14 protein-coding genes and 1 tRNA gene are annotated in these 11,715 nt (G+C 24.5%); 12 read left to right on the forward strand and 3 right to left on the reverse strand.

All coding sequences use genetic code 4. The features are described 5' to 3' along the window. Positions 1 to 34: 34 nt before the first annotated feature. The 5 genes from ACJA29_RS00675 (at position 35) to galE (ending at position 4,434) form a co-directional block, all read left to right on the forward strand. Complete coding sequence (locus tag ACJA29_RS00675) at positions 35 to 829, forward strand: tyrosine-type recombinase/integrase (RefSeq protein WP_406602709.1); 795 nt, start codon at positions 35 to 37, stop codon at positions 827 to 829. Between the two features lie 259 nt (positions 830 to 1,088). Then, on the forward strand, positions 1,089 to 1,928 hold the full coding sequence (locus tag ACJA29_RS00680) for a DNA adenine methylase (RefSeq protein ID WP_406602710.1): 840 nt from the start codon (positions 1,089 to 1,091) through the stop codon (positions 1,926 to 1,928). After that, positions 1,918 to 2,778, forward strand: coding sequence for a DpnII family type II restriction endonuclease (locus ACJA29_RS00685; RefSeq protein WP_406602711.1), 861 nt, complete (start codon positions 1,918 to 1,920; stop codon positions 2,776 to 2,778). The genes ACJA29_RS00680 and ACJA29_RS00685 overlap by 11 nt, the downstream gene beginning before the upstream one ends. A 14-nt stretch (positions 2,779 to 2,792) precedes the next feature. Then, the gene (locus ACJA29_RS00690; RefSeq protein WP_406602712.1) at positions 2,793 to 3,410 is read left to right on the forward strand and encodes a ribonuclease HII; all 618 of its coding nucleotides are present in this window, start codon (positions 2,793 to 2,795) and stop codon (positions 3,408 to 3,410) included. A gap of 49 nt (positions 3,411 to 3,459) precedes the next feature. Continuing rightward, on the forward strand, positions 3,460 to 4,434 hold the full coding sequence (gene galE / locus ACJA29_RS00695) for a UDP-glucose 4-epimerase GalE (protein WP_406602713.1): 975 nt from the start codon (positions 3,460 to 3,462) through the stop codon (positions 4,432 to 4,434). 4 nt (positions 4,435 to 4,438) lie between these two features. On the opposite strand, the gene ACJA29_RS00700 is transcribed toward galE, so the two are convergent. Further along, positions 4,439 to 5,527, reverse strand: coding sequence for a hypothetical protein (locus tag ACJA29_RS00700; RefSeq protein ID WP_406602714.1), 1,089 nt, complete (start codon positions 5,525 to 5,527; stop codon positions 4,439 to 4,441). 55 nt (positions 5,528 to 5,582) lie between these two features. Here ACJA29_RS00700 and ftsY point away from each other — a divergent pair, with 55 nt between their 5' ends. The 5 genes from ftsY (at position 5,583) to fusA (ending at position 10,126) form a co-directional block, all read left to right on the forward strand. Beyond that, positions 5,583 to 6,770: a signal recognition particle-docking protein FtsY gene (gene ftsY / locus ACJA29_RS00705; protein ID WP_406602715.1), complete on the forward strand. Its 1,188-nt coding sequence runs from the start codon at positions 5,583 to 5,585 to the stop codon at positions 6,768 to 6,770. Then, positions 6,760 to 6,987 (forward strand): sigma factor-like helix-turn-helix DNA-binding protein, encoded by a 228-nt coding sequence (locus ACJA29_RS00710; protein ID WP_406602716.1) that lies wholly within the window; start codon positions 6,760 to 6,762, stop codon positions 6,985 to 6,987. Before ftsY ends, ACJA29_RS00710 begins: the two co-directional genes overlap by 11 nt. A 92-nt stretch (positions 6,988 to 7,079) precedes the next feature. After that, the gene (rpsL, locus tag ACJA29_RS00715) at positions 7,080 to 7,493 is read left to right on the forward strand and encodes a 30S ribosomal protein S12 (protein WP_406602717.1); all 414 of its coding nucleotides are present in this window, start codon (positions 7,080 to 7,082) and stop codon (positions 7,491 to 7,493) included. Positions 7,494 to 7,559: 66 nt separating this feature from the next. Next, a complete protein-coding gene (gene rpsG, locus ACJA29_RS00720) occupies positions 7,560 to 8,030 on the forward strand; it encodes a 30S ribosomal protein S7 (RefSeq protein WP_406602718.1) in 471 nt (156 codons plus the stop codon). A gap of 17 nt (positions 8,031 to 8,047) precedes the next feature. Then, positions 8,048 to 10,126 carry an elongation factor G gene (gene fusA / locus ACJA29_RS00725; RefSeq protein WP_406602719.1) on the forward strand — a complete coding sequence of 693 codons (2,079 nt, stop codon included), beginning with the start codon at positions 8,048 to 8,050 and terminating at the stop codon, positions 10,124 to 10,126. 275 nt (positions 10,127 to 10,401) lie between these two features. Here the strand turns inward: fusA and hpt are convergent, their stop codons facing one another. Continuing rightward, positions 10,402 to 10,965 (reverse strand): hypoxanthine phosphoribosyltransferase, encoded by a 564-nt coding sequence (gene hpt, locus ACJA29_RS00730; protein WP_406602720.1) that lies wholly within the window; start codon positions 10,963 to 10,965, stop codon positions 10,402 to 10,404. Positions 10,966 to 11,063: 98 nt separating this feature from the next. Here hpt and ACJA29_RS00735 point away from each other — a divergent pair, with 98 nt between their 5' ends. Continuing rightward, positions 11,064 to 11,285 (forward strand): acyl carrier protein, encoded by a 222-nt coding sequence (locus ACJA29_RS00735; protein WP_406602721.1) that lies wholly within the window; start codon positions 11,064 to 11,066, stop codon positions 11,283 to 11,285. A 41-nt stretch (positions 11,286 to 11,326) separates the two neighbouring features. Next, a tRNA-Trp gene (locus ACJA29_RS00740) sits at positions 11,327 to 11,402 on the forward strand. A gap of 47 nt (positions 11,403 to 11,449) precedes the next feature. Here ACJA29_RS00740 and ACJA29_RS00745 read toward each other — a convergent pair. Then, entirely contained in the window at positions 11,450 to 11,668 is a 219-nt protein-coding gene (locus tag ACJA29_RS00745) for a hypothetical protein (RefSeq protein ID WP_406602722.1), read from the reverse strand. Positions 11,669 to 11,715 lie beyond the last annotated feature (47 nt).

The following is an 11,715-nucleotide window of genomic DNA, read 5'->3' on the forward strand; positions in this document are numbered from 1 at the left end:
TTTTTATTTAAATACACAGAAAAGAGTATAAATTATGAAATATATAAACTATTTAAAAAATAAAAATTTAGCCAAAACCACAATAGATATTTATATTAAGCAATATCAAAAATGATATTTATATTTAGGTGATAGAAAACCAAATAAAACATTATTTGTTAAATATATTAATAGTCACAATAAAACTCATTCTCCTAATAGTATCCGTTTAATTTATTCATCACTAATTTCTATATTTAAATTTGAGAAAAAATGAAAATTAATTAATCAATGTAAAGATATCAAATTACCTACAACACAACAAATTAACAGAAAAATTATTTCATTAATTGAATATGAAAATGTTAAGAACACAATCGAATTTAATAATAAAATTGAAAAAAGGAATTGAATTATCTTTTCCTTTTTATTTTTAACAGGAGTTAGAGTAAGTGAATTATTAGAATTTAACAAAAATAAAATATATGACGAAAATAAATTGAAGATAAAAGGCAAAGGAAATAAAATTAGGGTAATTTTCTTAACTAAATATTTACAAGAATTATTAACATCTTGAAAAGCAAATAGAATACCAATTAATTCTAAAAATAAATTAATAACTATCAAACAAATTAATACAATTGTTAAAAAAATATCTAATAAATATTTTAATAAAGAATTAACACCACATGGATTAAGAAGAAGTTATGCTACTAATTTATTAAAGAATAATGTTAATATAGAAATTGTAAAACAAACTTTAGGTCATTCTAACATTAATACAACATCTAGATATATCCAAATTAATGAAGAAGATATATATCAAGAAATAACTAAAATTATGAATTAATATATCATTGTATTGACAAAATTAATAAAATAATCTTATGTAAAGTGCACAACCACTTTTATTGTTCCAGGACATAAAAATAAATTGAGCTTGTGTCAAAAATGCATCGATTGTTCTGGGTCAATAGATGCATTTTTTCTTTAAAATTGTAATTTTGAAAATAATTTAATTGCAAGAATATTTTATTGTTAATTGTTTAAAATCAAAATACAAAAAATTACAATTTTAAAGAAATTCATCGCTTATTAATGTTCAAATAATGAATATTAATGGAAATAATTTAAATCCTTTTGTTAAATGAGTTGGTGGAAAAAGAAATGTAATTAATAAGTATTTAAAGAATTTCTTTCCTAGCACTTTTAAAACTTATATTGAACCTTTTGTTGGTGTTGGGGCTGTATTTTTTTATTTAAAACCTCAAAAAGCAATTATTAATGATATTAATAAAGAATTAATAATTACTTATAATGTTATTAGAGATAATAAAGAATTATTAATAAAAGAACTTAAAAAATATAAAAAACAGCATTCTAAAGAATTTTTTTATAAATTAAGAACAAAACAATTTAAGAATGATATTAAAATAGCTGCTAGATTTATTTATTTAAATAAATCATGTTTTAATGGAATGTATAGAGTTAATAAAAATAATGAGTTTAATGTTCCTTTTAATGGTAAAGATTCTGAAAAATTAAATTTATTTGATTCACAAAACTTAGATAATATTTCTTTGTTTTTACAAAAAAATAATATTGAAATTTTGAACAATGATTTTGAATATGTTTTAGAAAAATCTCATAAGGGAGATTTTGTTTTTTGTGATCCTCCTTATGATTATGAAAATAATAAGCATGGTTTTGATTCTTATACAAAAGATTCATTTGGTCAAGAAGGACAAATAAGATTAGCTAATTGTTTAATAGGTCTTGATAAAAAAGGTGTAAAGTGAATGATGACAAATCATAATACATCTTTAATTCAAACTTTATATAAAGATTTTCAAATTATTCCTATTGTTACAAATAGAAACATTAATTCAAAAGGTAATAAAAGAAAAAATTCAGGAAAAGAAGTGATTGTAATAAATTATGAAAAATAATATAAATAATTTTTTGAAAACATTAGAGAAAACAAATATTGAATTAAATGATTTAATTGACATTGATAAAATAATTGAAATTATTGATGAGTTGCAAATCAAATTAAATACTTTAAATTACATTATTTCTTCTAATCAAATGGAATTAAATAGAAAAATAGAAAAATTATTTGCTTCTCAACCTGAAGTATTTTCTATATTACCTTATTTGGTGGCGATATCTAAAGATAAAATTAAAAAAAATGATTTTGTTTTTAAGCTAAATAATGAGATTTATAAATTAAATGAATTTTTAAATTCATCCAAATCTATCATTACTTTTTTAGAATTAACAGGATTAAATAAATTAATTCTTGAAGGTAAAATAAAAAATTTTGTAGATTTTTTAACAGGAATTGAAGTTGGTTTAGATACCAATGCTAGAAAGAATAGAACAGGAACCAAAAATGAAAAAGAAATTGATCAAATTATTACTAAAGCTTTTTCTAAATATCAATATATTACTATTGATAGACAATTAATTTTAGAAGAATTCCAAAACACAAATCTTCTAAACAATAAAAAAATAGATTTCATTATAACAAATCAATTAAATAATAAAAAAGTAATCATTGAAACTTCTTATTATAATTCTTCAGGTTCCAAAATTATAGAAACAGCTAAATCATTTGAAAATCTTAATAAAATTATTAAAGACATTGAAAATTATTATTTTTTATGAATTGCAGATGGCGGCGGAATAAATTCTAATGGTTCTTTTATTACGAAAAATTCAGAACAATTTAGTTTTGTTAAAAATAAAAATAATTTTATAGATTCAATTAAAGAAATTTTAGAAATAAAAGATTAAAATAAAATTTTATTATGAAAAAATATGAAGAATCTTTGTATTGCCAAGGCTATAAAAATATAGCTGGACTAGATGAAGTGGGTAGAGGATGTTGAGCAGGACCTTTAGTGGTTGCGATTTGTGTTTTGCCAACTTCATATTGCAATTCTAAAATTAAAGATTCTAAAAAATTATCTGTTCATCAAAGAAATATACTTTTTGAAGAAATAATTAAAGTTGCTCTTTTGGTTGATTGAATTATTTTTGAACCTTCTTATGTTGATGAACATAATCCTAAAAAAACTTCTATTATTGGAATGGAACAATTAATAAATAAACATCAAAAGAATATCGATTTTTGTTTAATTGATGCTGAAAAAATAAAACAAACATCTATTCCATTCTTATCCATTATTAAAGGAGACAATCTTTCTCAATCAATTGCAGCAGCATCTATTGTTGCAAAAGTAATAAGAGATCGTGAAATGGAGAAATTAGATCATTTGTATCCTGAATATAAATTTAGCAAAAATAAAGGTTATGGAACAAAAGAACATCAAATAGCTCTCATGAAAAATAAACCCATTTTTAATGTTCATCGATTTTCTTATAAACCAATTAAAAAAATATTAGATTATAATAATAAACTATAAATATTATTGTGAAATCACATTAATTGAAGGATTTAGAAAGGAATAATACATGAAGGTTCTTGTTACAGGTGGAGCAGGATATATTGGATCCCATGCAGTTTATTTATTAATAGAAAAAGGTTATGATGTTGTAATAATTGATAATTTATCAAAAGGTTTTGAATCTAATATTCATCCAAAAGCAAAATTTTATCAAGTAGATATTAGAAATCATAATGAAGTTAATAAAGTTTTTGAAAGCGAAAAAGATATTGAGGTAATCATGCATTTTGCAGGATTAATAGTTGTTCCTGAATCTGTAGAAAAGCCTTTAGAATATTTTGATGTTAATACAAATGGTGTTTGAAATCTATTGAATATTGCTAAAAACTATAATGTTAAATCATTTATCTTTTCTTCAACAGCCGCCGTTTATGGAGAACCTAAGTCTATTCCTATTAATGAAGACGATGAAAAAAATCCAATTAATCCGTATGGACAATCTAAGTTATCTGCTGAATATTTAATTCAATCATGAGCAAAAGCTTTTAATCGTCAATATGTTATTTTTAGATATTTTAATGTTGCAGGAGCTCATGAAAATGGAAAAATAGGAGTTAAAGGAAAATCTTTAACTCATTTATTACCACTTGTAATTTCATCTGCTTTAGATTTATCAAAAACATTTTATATTTTTGGAAATGATTACGAAACTAAAGATGGAACTTGCATTAGGGATTTCGTTCATGTTAATGATTTAGTAAATGCTCATGTTTTAGGTATGGAATGATCATTAAAAAATAACAAGAGTGATATTTTTAATTTAGGAACTAGTCAAGGATTTTCGGTAAAAGAAGTTTTAGATAAATCAATTGAAACTTTAAAAATTAATATTAATTATCAAATAGGACCAAGAAGAGCAGGTGATCCTGGTCAATTATTTTCAAACAATGAAAAAGCTACTAAGATTTTACATTGACAACCTTCTTATTCATTAGAAGAAATAATTAAAAGTGAATATCAATTTAGAAAAAATAATAAGTAATAATTTATTCAACAATTTTGTCATAAACAAAATTTATGTCTAGATTAATTTTAATATTTTCCATAGCTAAACTACCACTTTGATTTTTTTTGTAATAATCCTCTTTTTTTAGGAAATTAGTTCAATCTGAATTTATTGAATAATTAAAATTATCAGATTGACTTAAACACAATTCTAAATAAGATTGATAATTGTTATCATTTTCATTAGCACTATAAAAATCAAATAAAAATAATCTTCTACTTTTATCTTTAGTTGCAAAACCAGAATTTACAGTTTCCTCACTACCATTATAGTAAACATTTGAAGGTAAAACAATGGTTGAAAATTTTTTATTTGTAGCATCATAATACAATTTTGTTGATTGATATGAATATTGATTAGTTGTTAATTCTTTTAATTCCAAATTAGTAATTTTTCTAATTTCTTCTCTTTGGCTTCTTGATAAATTATTTTTATACATAATTGATTTACCTGTGCTAGCACTTACCATTTTAGCGTTAGTTTCTTCATCACTTGTTCAAAAATCTATTTTAAAATTCAACACATAATAACTTTTATTTCATAACACTTCTCTTAAAGTTAATGCATTATCAATTGCTCCTTCATTAACATTTATAATTGATATATTAAAATCAAAAGTATTTATATAAGCTTTCAAATTATTATAAGTTCGATCATCTAAAGTAATTTTGTCATCATCTGAAACTAATTTATTACTTAAAAAAGTTCCAAAGTTTTTTATATCTTCAGAAAGAATTAATTGTGATGTAGAACCATCTTCAGATGTTGGGTTTTTGATTGCTTCTCATAATAAATAAAAACAATATATTTTCATTAAATAATATTTTTTCTCATCATTTTTTATTTGTTGGTTAATTTTGTTTTGCAAATCCTCAATAGTTAAATTAAAAAAACTATTTTGAATTTCATTAGCACCTGATAAATTTCAAATTGTTGAATATAAAATATCATCTGAAGCAGAAACTTGATATTCATTATTTTGTGATGAACAAGATAGAGCAATTGAAATAGGAGATAATATAACGATTGCACTTGATATTTTTAAAAATTTCGCTTGTAAAAATTTCATATTGTTAATTTTATCATTTAAAATTTAATGTATAACATTAATTTTTGGAGAAAATATGGGTTTTTTTAAAAAGTTAAAAGAGAGATTATTTGGTGCAAAAGAAAAAGATGATACTAAAGATGAACAATTTGATCAAAATGAAATACAAGAAGAAAAAAATGATGAACTTATTGAAGTAGAAAAAGAAGAAATAACTAAAGAAAAAGAGATTACAAAAGAAGAAATCAAGTTAATTAAAAAGCAAGAAAAATTAGCAAAAAAAGAAAAAAAAGAACTTAATAAACAATTAATTAAAGAAAAGAAAATTAATAAATATGTTGCAGGTTTATCAAAATCTGGAACTAATTTAACTAAAAAAATTAGAGAATTACAATCAAATCATAATCAAATTGATGAAGAATTTTTTGAAAAACTAGAAGAGATATTAATTATGTCAGATATTTCTGTATCTCAAGTGTATTTAATATTAGAAGAAATTAAGAAAGAAGTAAAAGCTGAAAATATAACAGATAAAAATTTAATTAATGAAATTATCGCAGATAAAATGTTTGTTATTTATGCCAATCAATCAACAGTTAATACTAAATTAAATTTAGATCATTCTGGATTAAATGTTTTGCTAATGGTTGGAGTAAATGGTTCTGGTAAAACAACATCTATTGCCAAAATTGCCAACAAGTTAGTTTTAGAAGGAAAAAGAGTTATATTAGCAGCTGCAGATACCTTTAGAGCAGGTGCTGTTGAACAATTGAAAATATGAGTCGAAAGATTAAATGTAGATATTGTTTTACCTGATAAAGAAGGAGCAGATCCTGCTTCTGTTGTTTATAAAGCATTTGAAAAAACAAAAAACAATGAATATGATGTTTTAATAATTGATACTGCAGGTAGATTACAAAATAAAATTAATTTAATGAATGAGTTAGCTAAAATTAATAAAATAATTCAAAAGTTCATTCCAGAAGCCCCTCATGAATCTCTTTTAGTTTTAGATGCTACAACAGGACAAAATGGAATATTGCAAGCAGAAGCTTTCAAAGAAGTTACACCAATATCAGGAATAGTATTAACTAAAATGGATGGAACATCTAATGGAGGAATTATTTTATCAATTAAGGATAAATTAAACATTGATGTTAAATTGATTGGATTAGGAGAAAAAATGGATGATTTACAAGAATTTGATTTAGATGCTTATATATATGGTTTAACAAAAGGATTAATGGAAAATAATGAAAAATAAAAACACTTCATTGGAATTAAGAGAAGAATATATTAAAGTATTTCAAAAGTATTCACATGTTTTAACTCAAAATCAATATCAAATTTTTCATCTTTACTACATAGAAGACTTATCTTTATCAGAAATTGCTAATATTTTGGCAACAACAAGAGCTAATGTTCATGATACTTTAACCAAAGCAAGAAATAATTTAAAGCCATTTTTATTTATAGAATAATTACTATACAAAAATAATAATTTATTTTTTTGATACACTAGGATGAGTTGGTATAATATAATCATAATTTTTATTTTTTAGAAAGGAAATAAATGCCTACAATCAATCAATTAGTAAATCACAGTAGACAAAACAAAATTCGTAAAACTAATGCTCCTGCATTATCTTTAAGTTTTAATTCATTACACAAAAAATTCACAAATAAACCCGCTCCATTCAAAAGAGGAGTTTGTACAAGGGTTGCAACAATGACTCCTAAAAAACCTAACTCAGCTTTACGTAAATATGCAAGGGTTAAATTATCAAACGGAATGGAAGTAACAGCATATATTCCAGGAGAAGGACACAATTTACAAGAACACTCTGTTGTATTAATTAGAGGTGGTAGAGTAAAAGACTTGCCTGGGGTTAGATACACAATTGTTAGAGGTACACAAGACTTAGCGGGTGTTAATAATAGAAAACAAGCAAGATCTAGATATGGGGCTAAAAAACCTAAAAAATAATAAATAAGTCATTTTTATTTGGTTTAGAACACAAATGTAAATAATTATTTAAAAAGGAGAAAAAGAATGTCAAGAAAAAGAAAAGCACCTATAAGAGAAGTTTTATCTGATCCTATTTTTAATTCAAAAATAGTAACTAAATTAATTAATACAATTATGTTAGATGGAAAAAAATCAACAGCTGAAAGAATTTTATATTCAGCTTTTGAAATAGTTAAAGAAAAAACAAATGAAGACCCTTTAGTTGTATTTCAAAAAGCAGTTGAAAATGTAACTCCATTATTAGAAGTAAGAACAAGAAGAATTGGTGGAACAAACTATCAAGTTCCTTCAGAAGTATCAGCAAGAAGAAAACAAACATTAGCATTAAGATGATTAATAAACTATGCAAGAATTAGAACTGAAAAAACAATGGATGTTAAATTAGCTAATGAAATTATCGAAGCTTCAAAAGGAACAGGTGGAGCTGTTAAGAAAAAAGAAGATACACATAAAATGGCTGAAGCAAATAAAGCATTTGCTCACTTTAGATGATAAGGTTGTGTGATTAGAATATGGCAAGAAAATATGAATTAAAAGATTATCGAAACATTGGTATCATGGCTCACATTGATGCTGGTAAAACAACAACAACAGAAAGAATATTATTACATACTAAAAAAATTCATAAAATTGGAGAAACACATGATGGTGGTTCTCAAATGGACTTTATGGCTCAAGAAAAAGAAAGAGGGATTACAATAACCTCTGCTGCAACTTCAGCTTTTTGAAAAGGTAAAAGAATTAACATTATTGATACTCCAGGACACGTTGATTTTACAGTTGAAGTAGAAAGATCATTAAGAGTATTAGATGGTGCTGTAGCTGTTTTAGATGCTCAATCAGGAGTAGAACCTCAAACAGAAACTGTTTGAAGACAAGCAACTAACTACCGTGTTCCAAGAATTGTTTTTGTTAACAAAATGGATAAAGCTGGAGCAAATTTTGAAAAAGCAGTTATTTCAGTTAGAAAATTACTTGGTGGTAATTGTGTTCCTATTCAATGAAATATTGGAGAAGAAAGTAATTATACAGGTCATATAGATTTAGTAGAAATGAAAGCTTGAGAATTTGATGGTCAACCTGAAGAAAATGGTAAAGAAATTCCTATTCCTTCTCATTTAGAAGAAGTTGCTAAAATCAAAAGACATGAATTAATTGAAGCAGTAGCAGATTTTGATGAAGAATTAATGATGGAAGTATTAGAAGGTAATTTAGATATAGATGCTGATCGTCTAAAACAAGCTATTAGAAAAGCAACTTTAACTTCTGAATTTTTCCCAGCAGTATGTGGTACAGCTTTTAAAAATAAAGGTGTAAAAGCAATGATTGATGCAGTTGTTGATTATTTACCATCGCCAATTGATGTTCCTCCTATTACAGCTCATTTAGATGATAAAACATTTGAAGTACCATCTTCAGATGATCATGATTTTGCAGCTTTAGCTTTTAAAATTATGAATGATCCATTTGTTGGTTCTTTAACATTTTTTAGAGTTTATGCAGGAGTTTTAGAAAAAGGTTCTTATGTTTACAATTCAACAAAAGGCGAAAAAGAAAGAATTGGCCGTATTTTAGAGATGCATGCTAACCAAAGAGAAGAAATTGATGAAGTAAGAGCTGGAGATATTGCAGCTGCTGTTGGATTAAAAGCTACAACAACCGGAGATACCTTGGTTGGTGAAAAATCTCCTAAATTTGTTTTAGAAAAAATGCAATTCCCAGAACCAGTTATTTCTCAAGCTTTAGAACCTGCTTCAAAAGCTGCTACAGAAAAATTATCATTAGGATTACAAAAATTAGCTGCAGAAGATCCTACTTTTAAAACATATACAGATGAAGAAACTGGTCAAACAATTATTTTAGGAATGGGAGAATTACACTTAGAAATTATTGTTGATCGTCTAAAAAGAGAATTTGGTGTAGAAGCAACTGTTGGAGCTCCTCAAGTTGCTTATCGTGAAACAATCACTAAATCAGCTGATGTTGAAGGAAAACATATTAAACAATCTGGTGGTAAAGGTCAATATGGTCATGTTTGAATTAAATTTGAACCTAACAAAGATCAAGGATTTGAATTTGTAGATAAAATTGTTGGAGGTAAAATTCCAAAAGAATATATTAAATCTATTCAAAAAGGACTAGAAGAAAAAATGGAAATGGGAGTTCTTGCAGGATATCCTGTTATTGATTTAAAAGCAACATTATTTGATGGATCATACCATGATGTCGATTCTTCAGAAATGGCTTATAAAATTGCTGCTTCAAAAGCTTTAACTGCAGGGAAAGAACAATTAGGGTTTGTTTTATTAGAACCAATTATGGATGTTTCTGTTATTGTTCCTGAAGAATATTTTGGAGATATTATGGGTGATATTTCTAGAAGAAGAGGACAAATTAAAACAAATGAAACAAGACAAGATGGAGCTAGTGTTATTAAAGCAGATATTCCTCTTTCAGAAATGTTTGGATACTCAACTGACTTAAGAACAATGACATCAGGAAGAGGTAATTATCAAATGCAATTTGATCATTATGAAAAAGCTCCTAAAAATATTTCTGATGAAATTATTAAAAAAAGAAATATTAAGTAATAATAGTTTAATTAAATATAAGATAACTACAAATAGTAGTTATTTTTTTTAATTTTCTTTTTTTCTTATATAAAAGTAACAAATTAGTAGTTGAAAAGAATTTTTTAATATAAAAAATCACAATCTAACCATCAATAATTTGATTAACTTTCAGTGTTGTATTCTGATTTCAATTTGGAAAAGATGTTTTCTTTAAAGCATTTTGTATTCTAATATTAAATTTTGCATTCTTTAATAAACTAATTTACATCAAACAAGATTAAAATTAAATAAATTTATAATTTATCTAAATATTTTTTATTAAAAACTCCAATATAAGGAACATTTCTCATTTTTTCTTTTATATCTAATCCAAATCCTACTAAGAACTTATCTGGAACTTCAAATCCATATATATCTGGTTTAATATCCGCTTGTCTTCTTGAAGGTTTATTTAATAGAGTCATAATTCTAATAGATTTTGGGTTTCTAGATTCAAATCCTTTTTTAACTTTATATAAAGTAATTCCACTATCTATAATATCTTCAATAATTAAAACATCTTTATCATAGATATCTACATTTAAATCCATAACTAATTTAACATTACCTGTTGATTTAGTATCACCAGAATATGATGATGCAATAATAAAATCTAGCATATGTTCTACTTTAATATCTTTAATTAATTGAGCCATAAAAGGAATTGAACCTTTTAATAAACCAACTAAAATTAAATCTTTGGAACCTTTATAAGTTTTATTAACTCATGAAGCAAGTTCTTTTATTCTTTTTTCTAGTTGTTCTTGTGTAAATAATATTTCTTCAAAACGAGGATCTTTTTTTACTGAATTGGCCATAATATTCTTTTTTCTTATGATAAATTTATATTAATTATATTAATTTGTTAACAAAATTTTACATATTTAAACATTATTTTCATATAAAATATAAATTTATGAAATATAGAGATGAAATTTATAAAATAATTCAATCAAAAACTAATAAATCATTTAATGATAACACTGTGATTAGAGATTTAGGATTAGATTCAATTGACATGGTTGAAATGATTGCAGATTTTGAAGATAATTTTCACATTACCATTCCTTCAAATAAAATTAATGATGTTAAAACAATTGGTGATTTATTAAATGTTTTAGAAGAAATTTCTAAATAAAATTGATAAAATAAAGTATTACATAAGTATTACATGAGCATAAGGGTGTAGTTCAATTGGTAGAACAGCGGGCTTCAACCCCGCATGTTGTGGGTTCGAGTCCTGTCACCCTTGCCATTTTTTTTATCTTTTTTTGATTTTATTGTATAAAATTAATAAAAATATTAAGGAGTAAAAATGGTTGGATTTATCTTGACAATAATACTTTTTATTATTTCTTTTTTAATGATTATTATCGGTTTTTTAATGGCACCAGATTCTAATTCATTTACAGGAGCTCTTGTTGGTTCTTCGGATTTGAAATTATTTTCTCAAACAAAAGAACATGGATGAAAGAAATTTTTAAAATGATCAATGATCATTTTAGGAATTATCATTTTCATCGTTACTCTATTTATAAGAATATTTATTAAATAAGAAACAATATATT

Origin of the sequence: Metamycoplasma sualvi (assembly GCF_045276925.1) — a bacterium.
Classification (GTDB): domain Bacteria; phylum Bacillota_I; class Bacilli_A; order Mycoplasmatales; family Metamycoplasmataceae; genus UBA710.